This window comes from Paenibacillus sp. Cedars, assembly GCF_003184205.1.
GTDB classification, from domain to species: domain Bacteria; phylum Bacillota; class Bacilli; order Paenibacillales; family Paenibacillaceae; genus Paenibacillus_AQ; species Paenibacillus_AQ glucanolyticus.
Genome location: NZ_CP020866.1, coordinates 962,308 through 981,446, shown reverse-complemented (window position 1 = coordinate 981,446; position 19,139 = coordinate 962,308). Strand labels below are relative to the sequence as shown.

Here is a 19,139-nt window from a genome sequence, read left to right as displayed (position 1 = left end):
CCACAATTTACTGCGCACTCGCCTTCTATACCTTGAAAAACTGCGGCAAATACAAACGGTTCCGCTCCAGCATTTCATTCAGCATCCATTCCGCTTCACTAACGGAATCGATAAGGGGATGACTGCTTAGCGCAAGCAGCGCCTTCTCCCTGCTTCCCGTCACTGCCGCTTCAATGGCCAGGCTTTCGTAGGTCTTCACCGCTTGAATCAGGCCGACGGCAGCAGCGGGCACTCGCTTAATCGGGACCGGAACGGCACCGCTCTTCGTGACAACACAGTTCACTTCAATGCTGGCATCCGCAGGCAAAAATTCCAGCGTATCGCCGTTCATAACGTTCAGCGTCTGAATTTCGCCGCTGTCCGTATGAATAGCCTTCATCAGATTGACAGCGGCCTCAGAGTAGTAAGCACCGCCGCGCTGCTCCAGCTGCTTCGGCTTCTCCGCAAGCTCCGGACGCTTGTAAATCTCGAACAGCTCATCCTCAAGACGCTTGACCGTCTCGGCTCTTGTCTCACCTCTGGCCGCGGCAGCCTGCTGCTCCCCGAGCATCTCACGGTGGAGATAATAATATTTCAGATAATAGGACGGAATCGCGCCGATTGCCCGAATGAGTGTATCATTCCAGGCAAGCTGCGGTACATTGCTCGCTGAATAGCTTCCTCCTGCCTCCAACAGCTCCTCCAGCTTCGACTCTCCATCAATCTCGATCCGGCTGATCCAGTGCAGATGATTTAATCCGGCAAACTCACAGTAGATGCGTTCGGCAGGCACCTGATACAGTCCAGACAGCCATTTGTAAGCGGCGATCGGGGAATTGCATAATCCGATGGAGCGGATGCTCGAATGCTTCATGATTGCTTCCGTAACCATGCCGGCCGGATTCGTAAAATTAAGCAGCCAAGCGTCTGGACACAATGCCTCCATGTCCCTGCATATATCCAGGAGCACCGGGATCGTACGCAGAGCCTTCATCATGCCGCCGGCTCCGGTCGTTTCCTGCCCGAGCATTCCGTATTTTAACGGGATTTTCTCATCCCAGCCTCTTGCCTCGAGCAGCCCTACACGCATCTGGGTCGACACGTAATGCGCATCCTTGAGCGCTTCCTTGCGATCCAGGGTTAAGGAAACGTTAATCGGCAGTCCGCTTCGCTCAACCATCCGCTGGGCCAGCCCGCCAACAATGGCGAGTTTATGATGACCCACCGGTATATCCACCAACACGATATCCGTCACCGGAAACGACTCGTAATGCTGAATGAAACCTTCGATCAGCTCAGGTGTATAGGACGAGCCTCCCCCAATAACAGCCACTTTCAATCCAGTGCCCATTCCATATTCCTCCCCTTTACAGCAAGTTCGTGATGCAATCGCTCATACACGGCGGCGTCCGGTACGACGCCGTTCTCATCCATTGCGAGCAGAACGGCACCCGCAACGGGCTCAAGGGTCAATATGCGCAATCGGCTCTTCGGTGCGGCTGCACCCACCTGGGCCTCGATATACGGAACGACATAATCCCCTTCGCCGCGGGTCAGCACACTGCCTGCCAGCACAACGTCGAAGGCATCATGGCCCATGCCCAGCTTGTGAATAACTGCACTTGCGACCTTACCCAGCTCCAGCCCTTGCCTCGCCAGTATCTTTCTGGCGGCTTCATCTGCCGGCGCCGCCTGAAACAACAGCTTTGCCAGCGTGTGCGGCGCCCTTCTGCCCTCGTCCAAAAAGCGGTGGAACATCTCCTCCACGCTTCCGAAGCTAAGTTCATCCAGCGTGAGCGAAGTCAATGAAGTCGGCTTCTCCCGGCCTTCCCATGAACGAACGACCGTTCGAAACACCTCGACGGCCAGATCACCGCCCCCTCCGAAATCGCCGAATGCATAACCGAATCCTCCAATCTGTATCTCCTCTCCCGCCGCATTCACACCATAACCGTTCGTCCCGCTTCCGCATATAAGAACGACCCCGTCCGTCTGTCTCGTGCCGGCTCTCATGGCAATGACGGTATCGCATACGATCTGATGTTTCTTGAAACCCATGCCGCTGATCATGGGCCGCAGGATGCGGAAATCCGCCTCGCGGTCGGCTCCTGCCAGCCCGAATGAGGCACAGGTAATGCTCTCTCTTTCCAGCTCCGCCTGTGCGAGTGCTTCATCCACGGCTTGTCTTATACTTCGCTCCGCGAGGGCTGCGCCAAGCTGATGATTGCCGCAGCCGCTGATGCCCCTCCCTGCAATTCGTCCCGTTTCGTCCGCCACGACAGCCAGGGTCTTGCTCCCTCCGCCGTCGACTCCCAAGTAATAGTTCAAGTATGATCTCTCCTATGCTGCCAGGCTGAAGAAGCCGCCCCGCCAAGCCGCCCGGCCGTCAACCTGGGATCCTTCAAATCAGGCGGCTTCCTGCCATGACGTTTATTTCGATACTGCCATCTTCTCTTTGTTCTCTTGCCATTTCGCTGTTTTGTACTTCAACAGCTTGTCGTAACCCGCCTTCTGTGCATCCGCCTCTGCCTTGTCCAGAAGCGAGAGCACTTCCTGATCGGAGGACGTTGAGCTAATCGCTTTTGCTCTGGCCTGCTCATAGATTTCAAACACACGCTGCGCAATGATGCCTTCCTCCGAATCGCCTGCAGGATCAAGGTTGACGTATTCCGTTGTATTCATCTGCGTCTTCCAGGTAATCTCGGATTGCCAATACGTCTCAAAGTTCCGTTTTTCCGGCGGCAGTGTGGACTCGAATTTCATCTTGGAGTTGTCCACGTACACCGTGTTGCCGCTCCATTGGAAGTTAACGGTGGCGTTCATCAGCTCATCGCGGCCTTTCGCATCGCTGGTAAATTTATCGGTGAACAGCGGCATATCCTCTTCATCCGTTCCATCCCAGTACAGCCCTTCAGGCCCCCACATGATCGTACGCTGGCCTTCCGGACCTGTGAACCAATCCAGGAACGCGAAGATCGCCTCAGGATCTTTGGCTGCTTTCGTAATGACGCTGACATTCCAGCCAAGCTGCTTGTAATCGCCCGGGTAAATTTTATTGCGATCCAGTTCCGCTTTGTGTACAGGCCATACCATAATGTAACCTGCATCCGGGTCCTGCGCTTTCAGCAGATTATTGCCCTTGGAGCCGAACTCCGTCGGGCTGGATGCCACATAAACCGCTGCTTTTCCGTTCAGAATCTTCTGCTCAACCTGCTCCAGCTTCTGTGTGAAGGCGTCCTGAGTGACCAGCTTCTCACGGTACAGACGGCCCATATACTGCAGCAGCTCCCTATAGACCGGGTCCGTGAACAAGGATACGAGTTGATCCCCTTGCGGTACGGCAATCATGCTGTTGAACGTATAAGGACGATTCTCTGCGAATGCGGAAACCATGATGTCCACACCCGCGGCCGCTTGGCCCACCTCCAGCGGCACAACATCCGGATATTTTGCCTTCACTTGCTTCAGATAAGCATACAGATCATCCGGCGTTTCCAGGCTTGGCGAGCCCAGCTCCTCGTAAATCTTCTTATTGACGAGATAACCGGCGTTGCCGTTGGGCTGCGTTGTATACCAGTTCGGGAACTGATACAGCTTCCCGTCCGGAGAACGAAGCAATTCGAGGGTGGACTCTCCGGCCCATTTTTTTAAGTTTGGGTATTTATCCAAATAATCATCGAACGGCACCAGCATTCCCTCGGAACGCAACTTCTCGACCTCCGCTCCCGGTTCCATCCAGATGACATCCGGCAATTCCCCGGACACAATCATGGTGCTGAGTTTGTTCTTGGCAACGCCACCGGAGCTGACAGGCACGACGTTGACCTTTTTATTCTCCTGGATCCACTTCGTGGCAAGATCTGCACCCCAATCCGGCATCGTATACCAGTCATAATGGCCGTAGAACGAGAACTCCAGCGGCTTCTCCCCCAGCACAAAGGCATCCCCCGTGCCGGGTGTTTCATTGTTTTGCGAGCTTGGGTTATCACTATCCGGGCTTGCGGTATTGCCACCTGAACCCGAACATCCCATTAGAGCCATGACGATGACAAGTGTGACTGACAAGGCAGACAGAAGCTTCTTTTCCCCTTTTTTCATTCCCAGTGCTCCCTTCACGATTCATCTATGGTCAAAGCTGTCGCTTTAAACCCTCCTGTTGGCTGGCTTGAACTACTCCTTCAAAGAACCGATCAATACGCCCTTAACAAAATACTTCTGAACGAACGGGTATACGCACAGGATCGGAACGGTTGCCACCATCATGGTAGCCATGGACAACGACTTGGTGGTCACGGCCTTCATTGCGCTCATTCGGCCTTGCGCAGCAGCGTCCATATTCTGCATCTGCTCCATCATGATATTGGCATTGAGTATCTGCTGAAGCTTCGTCTGGATTGGCAGCAGATCCGCATTGGATATATAAATGCTGGGAGCGAACCAGTCATTCCAGTGGTATACAGCCGTGAACAGCGACAGCGTTGCAATGACCGGACCTGAGAGCGGCAGCACAATTCGGAAGAATACCCCCCAGTTCGATGAACCGTCGATATGAGCCGACTCCTCGAGTCCGGGCGGGATGCCCTTAAAGAACGTCCGGAAGATGATCATATTCCATACGCTGATGATGCCGGGTATGACCATAACCCAGAACGAGTTCATCAGACCCAGCTCCCGAATGAGCAGGTAGTTCGGAATGAGACCGCCGCTGAAATACATAGTCACGATGCACGTTACCATATAGAAGCTGCGTCCCATTAATTCACGCTTCGAAATGCCGTAGGCAAATATGGCGGTTGCCACAATGGAGAGCAGGGTGCCCGTTACCGTGCGAAACACCGAGATGATGAACCCGTCAATCAGCCGCTCATCCTTAAACACCACACGATAATTCTCAAGCGTGAATTCGCGCGGCCAGAATGTAATCCCGCCCTGCATCGTATCGGTCCCCGAGTTAAACGAGATGACGGCGGCGTTCCAGAATGGATACAGCGCAATAAATGCAAGCAAAGCCAGCGAGCCGTAGACGATGCCAACGAACAACCGATCTCCGTTCGACAGCCTCATATGAATCTCTCCCCCTTCTTCCCTACCATAGGCTGTTCCCCGATCGGCGGGCCCAGTAATTGGCCCCGGCCAGTAACACTACGCTGATGATGGCCTTGAACAAGCCTGCCGCGGTCGCGTAGGAGAATCGGCTGTTCTGAATGCCAATCCGGTACACATACGTGTCCAGCACATCGCTGACATCTCGCAATACCGGATTGCCCGCCAGCAGCAAAATATCCTCAAAGCCTGCATTCAGGAAATTGCCAATGGCCAGAATCGAGAACACAACGATGATCGGCATAATGGACGGAATCGTAATGGAGAAGATCTGCTTCAATCGGCTTGCACCGTCAATCGAGGCTGCCTCATACAGTTGGGGATTGATGCCCGCAATAGCCGCTAAATACACGATGGATGAGAAACCGATCTCCTTCCACACGTTGGTCACGGTTAAGATGCTCCAGAAATATTTCGGCTCCGACAGAAAGTTAATCGGGTCGTCGATCAGATTCAGACTCTGCAGCAGGATGTTCAGGCTGCCGTTATCCGTAGACAGGATGGAGATCGCAAAGCCCGATACGATGACCCACGACAGGAAGTGAGGCAGATAGCTGATGGTCTGGACGATTCTTTTGAAGGACCGTCTCCCGACTTCGTTCAGCATCAGCGCGAGCAGAATCGGCGCCGGAAACCCGATGCACAGCTTGAGCACACTAATAACGAGGGTATTCCGCATAATGTTCCAAAACTCCGGCGCTCCGAAAAACATGTCAAAATGCTTGAAACCCACCCAGGGACTATTCAAAAATCCCTTGAACAAACTGTAATCCTGAAATGCCATGAGCACGCCATACATCGGAATATAACTGAAGACAAGAATGAACATCATAGCCGGAAGCACCATGAGCTGAATATCCCATTGCTTCAGGAAGCGGTGCAGGCGGCCCTTCTTCCTGTGCGGCTCTGCCTTGCGATGGATCTCGGCTTGCGGCATGGGCATCTCCCCCTTTTTGACTTTATGTTAGATTTATTGACATAACTCTGAGATGCTTGCCACTTCATTGTATCGCCTGCACCAGGCTCATTTCTCTGCTAAAACAAGTAAAAACCAGCACTATATCACTGGTTTTTAGGAATTTTGCTTTTGTGAAGCCTTCGGCGTCATGCCGATGTGCTTTTTGAACAGTCGATTAAAATTGGTCAGCGTGCGGAAGCCGCATTCCAGGGCAACATCCATTACTTTCATATGACCTGCCTCCAGCATCATGACGGCTTGCTCCAGCCGAATATGGATGAGGTACAGCAGCGGCGGCATGCCAACCGCGCGTTTGAATATTTCGCTGAACCTGGAAGGGCTGAGATAGACGAGTGATGCCAGCTCCTCCAGTGTCCAGGGATGCGCGAAATTTTGTTCCATGACCATGATGACCTGGCGCATCTTCTCAAGCTGGCGCTCGCTGATGCTGGGCTCGCTTCCGTTGTCCCCCTCCTGCCGGCACTCCCGGTTTACGGTAGCCAGAAATTGCAGCAGAAGCGCGTAAACAACCGTAGCATAGGAACGCCGCTCCCTCTCGTGCTCCTCCTGGAGCTGAAACAGAAGCGCACGCAGCTTGTCCATGGCCGGATGGTCGCGGTGGATCAGATTCGTGTAATGCTTGCCCATCTCGCGGAACGGACTGAACAGCTCCGGATCGAACCGGAGGTTATGGATAAACCAGGTCGAATCGAACGTAATGACCGTCATGACAAGATCCTGGGTCTCATAGGCGCAGTGAAGGTCATTGGAGTTGATAAGCAGCACGTCGCCCTGCTGAAATTCGAACTTCTGCCCGTTGATGATGTAGTAGCCTGTCCCGGCTTTAATATAATTAATCTCCAGAACATTATGCCAATGAAGCTTCTGATAGGGGCTCGTCACGCCAATCGTATCGACGACAAAAATCGGATAATTCTTAGCCAATTTTACTTTTTCTTTTGGAATCGCTTCTTCCCGCATGATAGACGGCATCCTAAACCCCTCCGCAATCGTTTATTCATGTAAGCGCTGCACACATACATTGTTTGTCAAAGACTCTATCATCCACATTCCATAGTTGTAAATAAAAAAAAGCTGTCCCGAATGTCATCCCTGACATGGAACAGCTTATTGACACCAAAAACTTCTGAGTTAGCGTTTATAGTCCCCCATCTGCGGAACGTTAGTTTGCCGGGGTGAATTTAATCCAATCATAGTAGGCGCGTACCGGAGTGCCCGGGTAATTAAATTTCCCCGTCCATATTTCAGCTGGCCCCGCGCCTGACCATAAGTTGACCATAATATGGCCCGGGCTTGTCGGCAGCGCACCGCGCGAGCCGTTCTCCGTGTGTACCAATTGGCCGTCTACGTACCACTTAATGGACGTTGGCGACCATTCGAACGCATAGTTATGAAAATCGAGGGAGGCATCAAATCCCAGGTTGATAATGGTGCTATGCTGACCTACGCCATTCGTAAAATAATTGGTTTCCATCTTCGTGGTGTCTTTCCCCAGGATTTCAATGTCGATTTCGTCGTTAGACGTGCCGGTCCCTGGTCCGGAATACGTGAAGAGGCTCGTGACGAGTCCCGTTCCCTTGGCTGCTTTCAGCCGCGCTTCAACCCGGCCATAGCCATACTTGACGTTTGTTGCGTACTCGGCGGAAGCATAATTTTTCCCTGAGCAGCTGGCAGGACAGCCTGCCTTGTCGAGTCGCAGAGCCATAATGCCATTCGAGAATTCCTGGTTAGCCGCTTTCCAGCCGACACCGAAATCCGGGCCATTTCCCCATCCATCGGAGGTATAGAACAGGTTAGGGTTCGCTCCATTCAGCGGTTCGTTAAAAGCCACATCTGCAGCTGACGCTTGAATAGGTAACAGCAATCCGCATAACAGGGTACCTGCCGTAAGCACGGCCGTCATGTTCCTTCTGAAATTCATTAGCATGTTCATGAACAACACCTCTTCCTTGGAATGTAATGAATAGAATACAAGTACGATGCTTCTATGCTTCCGGGAATCTTGAAGGAAAACAGGCCCCCTTTCGTTAAAATAGTTGATATGGGTGTAACTTATTGGTTGTTCATCTTCATCCTACATGTAAATATTTAGTGAATCCTAGCCATTTCAATGATAATACTGCACTATTTAACGGTTATTCTCAGTCAGACATGCGAAAAAAGGCTGCCACAGGTCGCTTGATCCCCCCTGTCACAGCCTTATACAGCCACCTCAAGAAGCATATCTAGGTTGGCACCAGAACATATTGCTGCCGATAAGCCGTTGGTGACGTGTGATGGTATTTAGCGAACGCTCTCGAGAACGTATGCAGATTGGAGTATCCCAGCGAAAAAGCCGCCTCGGTGACGGATACATCCGTTTCGGTCAGCAGCGCCGCCGCCCGCTCCATCCGCAGCTTCATTAGATAATGACTTGGACTGATGCCGTGTACCCGGATGAATTCACAATAGAGATGCGTTCGGTGTACACCCGCATGCTCGACAACATCCGTAACCGTAATGCCTTCCATGTAATGGGAATCCATATAATGCAGACTCTGCTCAAGCCAGTTCGATCTGGTCCCCTTTTTGGCCGGGGCGCCAGACAGCAGTTCAAACAGAAGATACACCCATTTCTGGCGTGCAAACTCGCTGCCAAGCGTATCGTCATCCACACATTCGTAGATTTGATTCAACACCCCCGGCAGCTCTGCCTTCATCGCGTTGCGAATAAAGGGCTTATGCGGATGCAGACCAATTCGGTTCAAAGCGCTGACGGCAAACTCTCCGTTGAGTGTGACCGAATGTGTACGGAGCGGAAATTCCGGATGATGATTCGATTCCCAGTAGCTGTACCTGATATGAGGGAACAAACAAAAGGCGTCCCCTTCTGACAAGGTAACCTCCTCCTCCCCATAGACCAGTGAGACCTTTCCATTTAGAACAAAATGCAGCGAATAGTTCTCCGATACCTTGGGACCAACATAATAATGGGATTTGGCAATGCTCCGACCCGTGCGGAGGATCCATATTCCGCTCTTTCTCTCCATATCTGAAGGAATGCAGTACTTCATGTCGACATACTCAAAGGCCATTTCCTTCACCTGATATCCCTCCCGTCACAAAAAATGTTTCCTATGATGCGGAGCCCTGGCAAGACTCCATGGCCTTCATCTATGGAAAAACAACAAAGAGGCACAGCGCCACCTGCCGTGCCTCCAGTGATCTGGTCGACAAACCTCGGTTTATGATCCCGAGTACCTGATCCAAAACGGCAGCCGAGGCCCTTTCATCGATCCGTCGGCCGAACGCCATGGTCCCGAGACTAACCTCCGACACTTTCACTCCCGTTCTGCCAAACGTCCTGTACTGCATAGTTACAGCCTCCTTGTATTGTCTGGTATACAAAAACAACCGGAGACACACCTTGGATCATGATGATCCAAGGATGCATCTCCGGTTGTCCGGTAGATGAAGAATTCCTTAATTATATTATTTCCGATATGTTAAGTAGGATTATAGCATCGTCTATTTTTGTCGTCAATTATTTTTCATGTTGGATTCTCGGCCAGATCAATCTGGGATGTCTCCTTACCGTCCGCTCCAAAGACAATTCCCGCAAACACCAGCGCTGCTGGAGAAGCGGTACAACACGCTCCATAAACGGCTAAGGTCCGCCTCAAACGCAAAGGAGCCATAATGTTGAATCCATCATAAGCTCCTCTGCCCCTCAACTCACTCATCCGATCTCTTACAATGCTTCCTGCTGCTCGACCAGCTTCTCTACGTAATCGCTGACATACTCTGCATCCTGCAGACGAGATTGCACCTCCGTCTCCCACGTCTTAGCATCCCTTAATGAAGCAAGACTTCCCGTGCTGCCATACCATGTCTCTACTTTATCCCTGGAAATGCTGAAGACTTGGTCCTCGAATGCGAAAATCAGCTTCTCCAGATTATCAATCATCACAAAATTTGCAGTGGAGTTATACAGGAGAAACTCCTTCAGCTTCTCCTCCTTCAGAGCTCTGGCACCTGCTTGAAAACGCAGCTCTGCCGTCCGTTCCTCCGGGTACAGCTGGAAGGTGCGCCCAATCTCGCGCAACGGAAGCGAAGCATTCAGATTTATGAAATTCCCTGCATTCCCCATATAGGGACTGGCAAAACTTAATGAATTACGAATATCATGCGTCATCGGATCATTCTGTTCTGCTTCGTACTGGATGGCCTGGGCATGCGCCCGAGGCTTGATATATCCTTCCAGCGCAATCATGCCCCCTATGCCAATAAGCAGCAATACAATGATCAGCATATTCTTTCTACTCATTGCACATTCACCTCATGTTTAATCGTCAGCTTACAGGCTTTATGGATCAGCAGTGGAATGAAAATCGACGTTAATGGAATCGCATATTGCAGAACAGTAACGTAAAAAGAATACGGGCCGTCTATCCGCAATTCCCTTCCAAACCATACATCACTTCCGAATTGCATCGCAAAGGAATAAGCCGAAACCACGATGACAAAAATCCCCCACAGTCCCCACGCTGCCTTGCTCCATTTGAACAGCTTGCCTGCGTTAATGACCGCCGTCTGCTTCTCATATACTTTCAAATGTCGTGACATGGAGAGATAAACCACCCCACTCAGCACAACAAGACAAAGCAGTAATCCATTCACCGCTATACCACTCGGCAGAATCCGGGCAGGGATGCTTGCAATCCAGGCCAGCAAGGAATAAATCAAGGCGCTCTGAACCAAATCGTAACGGTAGCGGTAGCTGTATATCTTCTGATTATCGTCAATTAAGAACTCAATATCCTCAATGTTGTCAATAGCCAGGCTGATAGCTGATTGATAATTCATACCATTCTCCATGTAATCTGTCACCCGTGCCTCTAAATTGCTGAGAACCTCATTCTTCAGCTCTACAACCTCTTTGGTTCTACGTTGATTCGCAAATAGGCGGTCGACAAAGATCTCAAGATCATGCCGGTTTGTCATTGCTGTCTCAGCTCCCTTCCGTTACCGATCAGAACATCGATTACTTCCCGTGCAGCCTTCCACTCTTCCTGATTTTGTGTTAAACGCTCCTGTCCATCCTGACTAAGATTGTAATATTTACGCCTTCCCCCCTGGGTTTCTTCCCCCCAATAGGAACGTATCAAGCCCTGCTTCTCCAGCCTTCTCAGACTGGAATACAAGGTGGGTTCCTTGAGCTCAAACCGGTTCCCGCTTCGCAATAAGATTTCCTTGATGATCTGATAGCCGTAATTATCTCCGTCCAACAACACGCACAGAATAAATGTATCAATATTTCCTCGTATCAAATCACTGTTATGTAATGACTCCATCAAGCTCCTGAACCTCCCACTGGCGGAATAGGTATAGTATAACGCATATTACTATGCGTGTCAAAGTAATATTCCACACATGTATATAGACGGAATGAATGCTCTACAGATTGACGATTTACAAGCACCTGCTATATAATTCATGAAAGTTCTTCCTATTATAAATAGAATCCATTCCATGCTATATATGATATCGAAACACTTCTTTATCGTATCAGTATCTGCAGGAGGAGACGGTTGTGCTTCTTAAATACATTCGACGACTGAAATACTATATACTCCGAACCCTCCGCATGCAAAATAGCGATCATCGGATTGCCCTCGGCTTTGCCGTTGGCTTCTTTCCTTGCTGGTATCCAACTTTTGGCATTGATCTGCTGCTGGCCCCGCTGCTCGCTCGTCTGGTACGGGGTAATATCCCCTCGGCCTTCCTTGCAGCCACGGCCGGGTCCGTTCTATGGCCCATCCTGTTCTATTTAAACTACAGAGTCGGGGTCTTGGTGCATCTGTTCACCACATTTCCCAAAACATTTGAAATTGAAGATGCCCTTACGGTTCCGGTACCTGAAACGGATTATATTATCGAGACCGATCATTTTGGCAGATTAGGGCATATGGGTGTTAACTTCCTTGTAGGTGCCCTCATCAACAGCGTCCTGTCTACGTTGATCCTCTATATTCTGCTGCGCATCATGCTCTCGGTTTACCGCAAACCCCTGCTTCAGAAAATCAAGCAATCCATTCGAAAAGGTAAATCCAAAATTATAAGATGAACCCTTCATGTATAAGCGCCCGGAACTCCACTCCGGCGCTTTTTTATATAGAAATCCCCTTGTTTGTGCCTTGACCAAATCCAGCCCCCTTGACAAATTCTCTGGAAATTTCGGTATAAGTTGCTAAGAGTACGGCATTCTAAAGAGGATGAGCCTTCACTACTTACCAGCAAGGGAGGAAAGCACGGATGAAATCGAAAGTACAGGACGAACTCCTTCTTAACGTCAAGAACCGTCTTGAGAATTGCGAAGATGTCATCTATCAATCCTTACGCATCCATGGATCGACATGCACCATCATCTATATTGAATCGATTGTGGACATCAGCACCTTGCACGAACATATTGTTAAACCCCTTATCAAGGAAGCCGCGCAGGTACAGCATAATTTCGATAACTTCATTGACTGTATGGATCGCGGAGATACACTTTCGGTTCCGTTTGAGCGCTCAGCCTCGGCCGAGTACATTGCCAACATGATTGTAGAAGGCAGAGCCGTACTGATTGTCGAGAGGCTGACCGAGAGCTATTTGTTTGATATTGTTTTGTATCAGAAACGAGCGGTTTCGGAATCGCAGAACGAACTGGTGGTGAATGGCCCGCAGGAAGCTTTTATTGAAGATATCGGCACGAACTTATCGCTGCTGCGGCACAAAATCAAGCATACCGATTTAAAAACCATCCGTTATCAAATCGGCGATTACTCAAAGACAGCCGTATATATGGTATACGTGGACGGTTTATGCAAACCCGAAATCGTATCCCAGGTAGATCGTCAGTTGAAAAGCTTATCCATTGACGGGACTTTCGGGATCAGCACCTTGTCGGAGCAGATGAAAGAAGGCGTAAAATCCCCCTTCCCGCAGTTTCAATATACGGAACGACCGGATTCCGTAGCTGCCTCCCTGCTTGAAGGAAGAGTTGGCATCATGCAGGACGGGACACCCTCGGCACTCATCGTGCCCGTGACGCTGTTTTCGCTGCTGCAGTCGTCTGAGGACTACTACCACAGCTTCTTCTCTTCCAGCTGGATACGGATTATCCGGTTCATGTTCGCCGTTATATCATTGCTAATGCCCTCTCTGTATGTCGCGATCACAACGTTTCAGCCATCCATCATACCAACCGATCTGCTGATTACCATTGCGGCATCCCGTGAGAATATCCCGTTCTCCGCGCTGGCCGAAGCGCTGATCATGGAACTGACGTTTGAAGCGCTGCGAGAAGCCGGAACACGGATTCCCAAGCCTGTTGGACAGACCATATCCATTATCGGCGCCATCGTCATTGGACAAGCTGCGGTTGAAGCAGGTATCGTATCCAATCCGATGGTCATCGTGGTATCGATAACGGGCATCGCTTCTTATATTATCCCGCACTTCGAGCTTGGGCTAGCATTTCGCTTGCTGCGCTTTCCGATACTGATTCTTGGGGGAACCCTCGGCCTCATCGGTGTATTTGCCGCCGCCTTTCTCGTGTATGGACACATGGCTTCGCTGAAGTCGTTTAACACGCCGTATCTGCAGCCAGTGGCGCCACTCGTAATATCCGAATGGAAGGATACCTTCTTGCGGGCACCATCCATGCTGATGAAGAACAGGCCAAAGGCCTATGCATCATCCAACAATTTAAGGAGACGAAAGTGAGCATGCCTCTACTCAAATTGTTCAAAATTCTGCTTCCCCTCATTCTGCTGACAGGCTGCGGCTTCAGCCTGTCCAAGGTTGAAATCAATGAACAAACCTTCGTATTTGCCATGTACATCAATGAGGGCAAGCAAAAGGGAACCGTTGAGGTGACCATCAGCGCCCCCCTGCCGAACCGTCTCACATCCGGTCGACAAGCGGGAGGACATGGCGGTGGAGATCCTTATGCCATGGTAACCAAAACGTCCACCACCGTGCAGGATACCCTGCATCTTATTCAACGGGATCTCTCCCGCCGGTTTGACTTCAGTCACACCAAAGTGGTTGTCGTTGGCAAAAGTTATGCCGAGGCGGGACTTGAGGATCTGATGGACTGGCTTCAGCGGGAACCAACAACAAACCTGCGTACATACTTAATGGTTGCACCCGGCGATGCTAAAAAAGTCGCGGAGCTGACACCGGTGTTTGAGCAAATGCCTTCCGAAGTGCTCATCCGGTTTGCTACTCAACATAACATGATCAATACAACCTTGAAGGATTGCCTGTATGCTGAATCCGCTAACCAGGGATATGCCTTGACCTATTTGGCAGCGCAAAAAAAACCGATGGTGGCCGACCAGGAAAAGCTGGAGCCCTGGACCGGGATTCAAGGCACAGCCATTTTTCATAACCACAAGCTTCTCACCACACTCCCCATGCAGGAGTCCTTGGCTGTCAGTTGGGCCGTAAACGAAGTGAAAGGGCCGCTGTATACCGTTTCCTGGGATGAAGGAGCCGGAAGAGCCAGCGTATTTCTCATCTCGACAAACTCCAAGAAATCCGTCCGCATGGTCTCTGGTCATCCGGTATTCACGATTAAGCTGCTGGGAATCGGAGATGTCATCTACAAGCGGAACCAGAAGCAGTTGGACACGTTGGAAGCCAAACGAATTATCGAGCGAGAGCTCAATGACATGGTCAAAAGCGAATTGCAAAAAGCGCTCAGGACTTCGCAAAGGGTGGGCTCCGATATTCTGCAGTTAGGCATGCTGGTAGACTGGAACTATCCTGACCATTGGGAAAAGGTTCGCTCCGAATGGGCGAATTACTACAAGAACGAGGTTGAGATCCAGGTCGTCACGGACATTCGGGTCCGCAACTTCGGTACAACGCTCAAAATGAAACCGAAATAAGGAGGCACGTCCGAATGCTGGCACTCTTATTCTTAGCTTATGCCCTAGTTGAATGGTTCATTGCGAAGAATAAAGTAAAAGCCCCCCGTGAAAAATGGACGATGCTTGTTCTTATTGCGGCCTTTACGACCTGGAACGTAATCGCCCTCTATTTTCACGAATGGCTAACCCCAAACCATCTGATCATCTGGTTATTTGGCTGGCTTGATAAGTTATAAGAAAAAACGGAAAGGGTGTAAGAATCCTCATGCGTAATACTCCCTGGCAGCTGTTCCGATTCGGATTTGTTTATCTCAACGCCATACCCACTGGCTTTCTGATCAGTCCCATACTGTGGAATTCAGCCTATTTAGGTTGGGCTTCCATACTGGGGGGCTATGCCTTGAGTTTGATTCTGCTGTGGTTTACCGTAAAGGTCGGGCTCTGGGATCCGCATAAGCCATGGCTCGACTTCGGCAGCCAGCTGGTTAGCAAGTGGATTCACTTTCCGATTGTTTTCCTGGTAATGTTCTGGGCCATTAATTATATCGGGATGGATATAGAAGGTTTCACGTTATTCTTTGACACCAATTACATGCGTGAAACCCCGCAATGGTTTGTCCTCCTTATCGTGGGCCTGGTCGTAACCATATCCGCACGCTGGGGCCTGGAAACCATGATCTATATATCCGATGGGTTGTTTATCGTGATTGTGATTGCCATTGTGTTTATGAATATGTTTTTCTTCAAGGAAGCTCATTTCGATATGGCCATTGCGATGGTCAGACATCACAATTACGGATCAACGATTAAGGATGCCCTGTTCTGCCTCTCCTTTTTTGCGGAATGGATCGTATTCCTCTTTCTCGCGCCCTACCTCAAGTTTGATCGAAGATCGTTTCGAAACCTGGCGGCAGCCGGGCTGCTGGTAACCATCGGCATGCTGCTCCAATGGGCATCCACGCTGTTGAATTTCGGCCCTTATCTGGGCCGTGAGCTTCAGTATCCGCTCGTTGAATTAATGCGGGCAGCCAGTGGATTCCTCGGAAATTCGGATCCGCTGATGATCGGTCTGTGGAGCAGCTCTATGTTCCTGCACAGCGCTTTTTTAATCCATATCAGTGCAAGATGTCTTGCCAAGCTGTTTCAATTAAACCATATGGACGGTCCCTTGATTGCCATCATCGGGGGAACCGCTATCGTAATCGCATATCAGTATTCGCAGAATCCGATCCGATTTATGGGGGATTTCAATTCCTTCGGGATGGCGGTGTTCTTTATTTTGATGGAGTTCATCCCCATTTTCTACTGGATAGCCTCCCTGTTTCGCAGACGTGGACATAAACATAAGGCTAGACAGAAGCCCAGACAGAAACAAAAGCCTGCTTAAAACTACTGCTCGACAATCCGTAGTCCCTGCTTGGCAATGAAACATAAAAGAGAGCGGCAATCATGCCGCTCTCTCCTTCCTTAATATGACCTGTCAAGGCCCCAGTCTCTCTATATACGAGTTATCAACATACTTTTCATATTGAATCGGCTGTTTCAGGAATCCGCTTGCCTCCAAAATCTCGACCGAAGCCTGCTGGGTTGCAATAGCATCCCGCGTGATCGGTGTAAGCTCCGCATTTTGGTTGCTGAATACCTCCTTCAGGATTTCGACCGGTATCTTCTTCTCATCGGCAAACATCTGGGCCATTTCATCCAAATGCTCATTCTGCCAGACAATCGCCTCCTTATACACCCGAAGGAACTCCGTCACAAGCTCCGGGTGCTCCTTCGCAAAACCGGTACGTGCAATCAGCGCGACCGGCGCGAGAATTCCCTGTTCGGGACCCGCCACAATAGCAGCTGTTTTTTGCCGTGTCAGCTGAGTCGTAAACGGATCAATAGCAACCCATGCATCTACTTTCCCCGTAGTGAAAGCGGGCAGTGCGTCGGTAAACTGTAAATTGACAATCTCCAGATCCTGCTCGGATAATCCATACTTGGCTAATACCTTCAGAAGATACACATGGGAGGTCGTCCCTTTGGCTAGGGCAATTCTTCTGCCCTTCAGATCCTCCACACGCTGCACCGGCGAATTCGCTGGCACCAGTATGGCATTCAGTCTCGCTCCATTACTGATCAATCCAATATTAACAAAAGGAAGGCCTGCGGATTGGCCTTGCAGAGCTGCTCCGTCACCAAGAAGTGAAATATCCACTCGATCGGCTGCCAGTGACTCCAGCAGCGGCGGACCGCTCTGGAATTCGCTCCATTTCACGGTTGCGTGATGAGCCTTGAAGCTCTCTTCAAGCCAGCCCTTCTCCTTGATGACCGTAAATAAATTGGTTCCCCCATTAATCGCCAGCTGGACAACGATCGGTTCCTTCTCCCCCTCCCCCGCCTCCGAGGCTTTGCTGCTGCACCCTGTTGCAAATATCAGCAGTGTCAGCATGAATAAGAGGACTATCATGAACTTAAAGTGTGATGACTTCATCAGGACCATGGCTGCTTCTCTCCTTGTTTATATCCAGCTGGACGTTTGCTTCTACTGAGCCTGGATGTTAGGCGTTTTCAGATAGGTCTTGCTCTGCCGGCCGTCCACGCTGTACGGCACTTCTCCGGCAAGCGTAACGCGGCGAACGATGCGGTGCTGTTCACCATAGTCATTAACAGCGATATGCTGGGTCGAGCGATTATCCCAGATGGCTACATCCCCTGCTGCCCAGTGCCAACGCACCGTATTTTCCAGGCTGGTGATGTGGCCTTGAAACAGCTCATATAATCGGGACGATTCCGCTGCGGATACTCCAAGCAATCGCTTGACAAAACTCCCTAGTAGAAGCGATTTCTCCCCGGTCTCCGGGTGAACGCGAACGATGGGGTGCTCGGTCTCATAGACGGTGGATGCAAATGTGCGCTGATACTCCTTCACGCTGTCCTCCGAGGCTTCCGGACGTCTTGCGGCATAATCATACAGATTCGTGTGAACCGCCCACAGCTTCTCTGCCAGCTCCTTCAGCTCTTTCGGCAGACTGTCATAGGCAGCAGCGGTATTGGACCATACGGTATCTCCACCGGAAGAAGGCACTACGACTGAACGAAGTACAGAAATGCTGGGATATGCATCGATAAATGTAATATCCGTGTGCCATGCATTGGCGCGTCCGCCATGATGTGAATCGATCTCCAAGATATAACGGCTTCCTTCTTTGGTCTTCACCGTAGGATGTGCGAAGGGCTCACCGAGCAGATCCGCGAAGACTTCTTGTCTCTCATCATCCAGATGCTGTTGATTTCGGAAGAACAGCACCTTGTGTTTAAGAAGGGCCGCTCGAATAGACTGGACCGCAGCCTGATCCAGATCTCCACCCAGTGTGATCCCCTTCACTTCGGCTCCAACGCGGCCGCCAATCGGCCGTACCTCTAATGTATCTGTTTCTTGTTTAACCCCAATACTCATAGACTCTGCACTCCTTATTTATAGTTTTCATTCCATGAAACACGATTTTAATAAGGCCGGTCGCCGATAATCGATACCCGCTCAGCCACCCTGCGGTTCGGATAATAGTCATTTACAGCATAGTGCTGAGTCGAACGGTTGTCCCAGAACGCGTATGAGCATCCACTCCATTCATCAAATTTTATAATTCTCATGTGAATAGTAGGTATTTAGGGAATAAAAAAAGATCCAACGGTTTAGCTGATTTGCTAAATCCGTTGAATCTCCGGAGGCCCAGTCGATTCCCGAATACCCTTTATTCGTATGAACTACTGAATTTCACGTCTTGTTGTTGTGTATTTGATAATATATTCCCATCCAATACATGTCAACCATTTTCTGAGAAGATCTGTTTTCAGCTTTATTATCAAAGTTTCCAACAAAAAACCAAATTTTGTGAAAGCGCTTCCTACAAAAGGTTCTTTTATTGTAAGCAATTGGCATATTATATAGTACAGTAGACCAGCTGGCAAGGGTGGCATCTAGGAGGTGATAGGCATGGGCGTGAATGAGGCATTGGCTTTGATGATTTCGTTCGCCACTCTGGTCGTTTCGATCCTTGCTTTCCATAATAAGAAATAGACCCGTCCCTTGTACAGATGAATCTATTTCTTACGTCTGGTTGGAGCAAGCAATCATCCGCCCTGCATGCAACAGTCCGCTGTATCAGGAGTCGGCGGCAACCGGC

Annotated in this window: 20 protein-coding genes and 2 pseudogenes; 6 read left to right on the top strand and 16 right to left on the bottom strand. The window is 50.2% G+C overall.

Annotation, left to right across the window (positions count from 1 at the left end; translation table 11 throughout):
* Positions 1–25: 25 nt before the first annotated feature.
* From B9D94_RS06260 to B9D94_RS06200, 13 genes and pseudogenes are all read right to left on the bottom strand, one after another.
* Positions 26–1,330 (bottom strand): 6-phospho-beta-glucosidase, encoded by a 1,305-nt coding sequence (locus B9D94_RS06260; RefSeq protein ID WP_148246632.1) that lies wholly within the window; start codon positions 1,328–1,330, stop codon positions 26–28.
* Positions 1,315–2,307 carry an N-acetylglucosamine kinase gene (locus B9D94_RS06255; protein ID WP_148246631.1) on the bottom strand — a complete coding sequence of 331 codons (993 nt, stop codon included), beginning with the start codon at positions 2,305–2,307 and terminating at the stop codon, positions 1,315–1,317. Before B9D94_RS06255 ends, B9D94_RS06260 begins: the two co-directional genes overlap by 16 nt.
* Positions 2,308–2,409: 102 nt before the next feature.
* On the bottom strand, positions 2,410–4,077 hold the full coding sequence (locus tag B9D94_RS06250; protein WP_148246630.1) for an extracellular solute-binding protein: 1,668 nt from the start codon (positions 4,075–4,077) through the stop codon (positions 2,410–2,412).
* 72 nt (positions 4,078–4,149) lie between these two features.
* Positions 4,150–5,043: a carbohydrate ABC transporter permease gene (locus B9D94_RS06245; protein WP_006212133.1), complete on the bottom strand. Its 894-nt coding sequence runs from the start codon at positions 5,041–5,043 to the stop codon at positions 4,150–4,152.
* A gap of 22 nt (positions 5,044–5,065) precedes the next feature.
* Positions 5,066–6,019: an ABC transporter permease gene (locus B9D94_RS06240; protein ID WP_148246629.1), complete on the bottom strand. Its 954-nt coding sequence runs from the start codon at positions 6,017–6,019 to the stop codon at positions 5,066–5,068.
* A 135-nt stretch (positions 6,020–6,154) separates the two neighbouring features.
* Positions 6,155–7,033, bottom strand: a complete 879-nt coding sequence (locus B9D94_RS06235) for an AraC family transcriptional regulator (protein ID WP_148246628.1) — start codon at positions 7,031–7,033, stop codon at positions 6,155–6,157.
* Positions 7,034–7,223: 190 nt separating this feature from the next.
* A complete protein-coding gene (locus B9D94_RS06230; protein ID WP_148246627.1) occupies positions 7,224–7,994 on the bottom strand; it encodes a beta-glucanase in 771 nt (256 codons plus the stop codon).
* Positions 7,995–8,286: 292 nt separating this feature from the next.
* Positions 8,287–9,135, bottom strand: coding sequence for a helix-turn-helix transcriptional regulator (locus B9D94_RS06225; protein WP_234973088.1), 849 nt, complete (start codon positions 9,133–9,135; stop codon positions 8,287–8,289).
* A gap of 169 nt (positions 9,136–9,304) precedes the next feature.
* Positions 9,305–9,415: pseudogene (locus tag B9D94_RS06220) on the bottom strand (aldo/keto reductase); the annotation flags it as partial.
* 176 nt (positions 9,416–9,591) lie between these two features.
* Positions 9,592–9,783 (bottom strand): hypothetical protein, encoded by a 192-nt coding sequence (locus tag B9D94_RS06215; protein ID WP_148246626.1) that lies wholly within the window; start codon positions 9,781–9,783, stop codon positions 9,592–9,594.
* A gap of 8 nt (positions 9,784–9,791) precedes the next feature.
* Complete coding sequence (locus B9D94_RS06210) at positions 9,792–10,367, bottom strand: DUF4825 domain-containing protein (protein WP_148246625.1); 576 nt, start codon at positions 10,365–10,367, stop codon at positions 9,792–9,794.
* On the bottom strand, positions 10,364–11,044 hold the full coding sequence (locus B9D94_RS06205) for a permease prefix domain 1-containing protein (RefSeq protein WP_148246624.1): 681 nt from the start codon (positions 11,042–11,044) through the stop codon (positions 10,364–10,366). The genes B9D94_RS06210 and B9D94_RS06205 overlap by 4 nt, the downstream gene beginning before the upstream one ends.
* A complete protein-coding gene (locus B9D94_RS06200) occupies positions 11,041–11,397 on the bottom strand; it encodes a PadR family transcriptional regulator (protein ID WP_040680952.1) in 357 nt (118 codons plus the stop codon). The genes B9D94_RS06205 and B9D94_RS06200 overlap by 4 nt, the downstream gene beginning before the upstream one ends.
* Positions 11,398–11,633: 236 nt before the next feature.
* Here B9D94_RS06200 and B9D94_RS06195 point away from each other — a divergent pair, with 236 nt between their 5' ends.
* From B9D94_RS06195 to B9D94_RS06175, 5 genes are all read left to right on the top strand, one after another.
* Positions 11,634–12,167, top strand: coding sequence for a DUF2062 domain-containing protein (locus tag B9D94_RS06195; protein ID WP_036643416.1), 534 nt, complete (start codon positions 11,634–11,636; stop codon positions 12,165–12,167).
* Between the two features lie 188 nt (positions 12,168–12,355).
* Positions 12,356–13,813: a spore germination protein gene (locus tag B9D94_RS06190; RefSeq protein ID WP_148246623.1), complete on the top strand. Its 1,458-nt coding sequence runs from the start codon at positions 12,356–12,358 to the stop codon at positions 13,811–13,813.
* A gap of 2 nt (positions 13,814–13,815) precedes the next feature.
* Positions 13,816–14,985: a Ger(x)C family spore germination protein gene (locus B9D94_RS06185; protein ID WP_006212146.1), complete on the top strand. Its 1,170-nt coding sequence runs from the start codon at positions 13,816–13,818 to the stop codon at positions 14,983–14,985.
* A gap of 14 nt (positions 14,986–14,999) precedes the next feature.
* Positions 15,000–15,203, top strand: coding sequence for a hypothetical protein (locus B9D94_RS06180; protein WP_006212147.1), 204 nt, complete (start codon positions 15,000–15,002; stop codon positions 15,201–15,203).
* Between the two features lie 29 nt (positions 15,204–15,232).
* On the top strand, positions 15,233–16,354 hold the full coding sequence (locus B9D94_RS06175; RefSeq protein WP_006212148.1) for a GerAB/ArcD/ProY family transporter: 1,122 nt from the start codon (positions 15,233–15,235) through the stop codon (positions 16,352–16,354).
* A gap of 93 nt (positions 16,355–16,447) precedes the next feature.
* Here the strand turns inward: B9D94_RS06175 and B9D94_RS06170 are convergent, their stop codons facing one another.
* The 3 genes and pseudogenes from B9D94_RS06170 to B9D94_RS31400 form a co-directional block, all read right to left on the bottom strand.
* Complete coding sequence (locus B9D94_RS06170) at positions 16,448–17,455, bottom strand: NrtA/SsuA/CpmA family ABC transporter substrate-binding protein (protein WP_228029939.1); 1,008 nt, start codon at positions 17,453–17,455, stop codon at positions 16,448–16,450.
* 42 nt (positions 17,456–17,497) lie between these two features.
* Entirely contained in the window at positions 17,498–18,412 is a 915-nt protein-coding gene (locus B9D94_RS06165) for a TauD/TfdA dioxygenase family protein (protein ID WP_148246622.1), read from the bottom strand.
* Positions 18,413–18,459: 47 nt separating this feature from the next.
* A pseudogene (locus B9D94_RS31400) lies at positions 18,460–18,570 on the bottom strand (taurine dioxygenase); the annotation flags it as partial.
* Between the two features lie 379 nt (positions 18,571–18,949).
* On the opposite strand from B9D94_RS31400, the gene B9D94_RS31875 reads away from it, so the two are divergent.
* Complete coding sequence (locus tag B9D94_RS31875) at positions 18,950–19,033, top strand: putative holin-like toxin (RefSeq protein WP_223260591.1); 84 nt, start codon at positions 18,950–18,952, stop codon at positions 19,031–19,033.
* Positions 19,034–19,139 lie beyond the last annotated feature (106 nt).

Excerpts from the sequence above, each read along its gene's own strand:
- B9D94_RS06260 (WP_148246632.1), bottom strand. The coding sequence starts at position 1,330 with ATGGGCACTGGATTGAAAGTGGCTGTTATTGGGGGAGGCTCGTCCTAT.
- B9D94_RS06250 (WP_148246630.1), bottom strand. The coding sequence starts at position 4,077 with ATGAAAAAAGGGGAAAAGAAGCTTCTGTCTGCCTTGTCAGTCACACTT.
- B9D94_RS06245 (WP_006212133.1), bottom strand. The coding sequence starts at position 5,043 with ATGAGGCTGTCGAACGGAGATCGGTTGTTCGTTGGCATCGTCTACGGC.
- B9D94_RS06240 (WP_148246629.1), bottom strand. The coding sequence starts at position 6,019 with ATGCCGCAAGCCGAGATCCATCGCAAGGCAGAGCCGCACAGGAAGAAG.
- B9D94_RS06235 (WP_148246628.1), bottom strand. The coding sequence starts at position 7,033 with ATGCCGTCTATCATGCGGGAAGAAGCGATTCCAAAAGAAAAAGTAAAA.
- B9D94_RS06230 (WP_148246627.1), bottom strand. The coding sequence starts at position 7,994 with ATGAACATGCTAATGAATTTCAGAAGGAACATGACGGCCGTGCTTACG.
- B9D94_RS06225 (WP_234973088.1), bottom strand. The coding sequence starts at position 9,135 with ATGGCCTTTGAGTATGTCGACATGAAGTACTGCATTCCTTCAGATATG.
- B9D94_RS06215 (WP_148246626.1), bottom strand. The coding sequence starts at position 9,783 with ATGAGTGAGTTGAGGGGCAGAGGAGCTTATGATGGATTCAACATTATG.
- B9D94_RS06210 (WP_148246625.1), bottom strand. The coding sequence starts at position 10,367 with ATGAGTAGAAAGAATATGCTGATCATTGTATTGCTGCTTATTGGCATA.
- B9D94_RS06205 (WP_148246624.1), bottom strand. The coding sequence starts at position 11,044 with ATGACAAACCGGCATGATCTTGAGATCTTTGTCGACCGCCTATTTGCG.
- B9D94_RS06190 (WP_148246623.1), top strand. The coding sequence starts at position 12,356 with ATGAAATCGAAAGTACAGGACGAACTCCTTCTTAACGTCAAGAACCGT.
- B9D94_RS06185 (WP_006212146.1), top strand. The coding sequence starts at position 13,816 with ATGCCTCTACTCAAATTGTTCAAAATTCTGCTTCCCCTCATTCTGCTG.
- B9D94_RS06180 (WP_006212147.1), top strand. The coding sequence starts at position 15,000 with ATGCTGGCACTCTTATTCTTAGCTTATGCCCTAGTTGAATGGTTCATT.
- B9D94_RS06175 (WP_006212148.1), top strand. The coding sequence starts at position 15,233 with ATGCGTAATACTCCCTGGCAGCTGTTCCGATTCGGATTTGTTTATCTC.
- B9D94_RS06170 (WP_228029939.1), bottom strand. The coding sequence starts at position 17,455 with ATGGTCCTGATGAAGTCATCACACTTTAAGTTCATGATAGTCCTCTTA.
- B9D94_RS06165 (WP_148246622.1), bottom strand. The coding sequence starts at position 18,412 with ATGAGTATTGGGGTTAAACAAGAAACAGATACATTAGAGGTACGGCCG.
- B9D94_RS31875 (WP_223260591.1), top strand. The coding sequence starts at position 18,950 with ATGGGCGTGAATGAGGCATTGGCTTTGATGATTTCGTTCGCCACTCTG.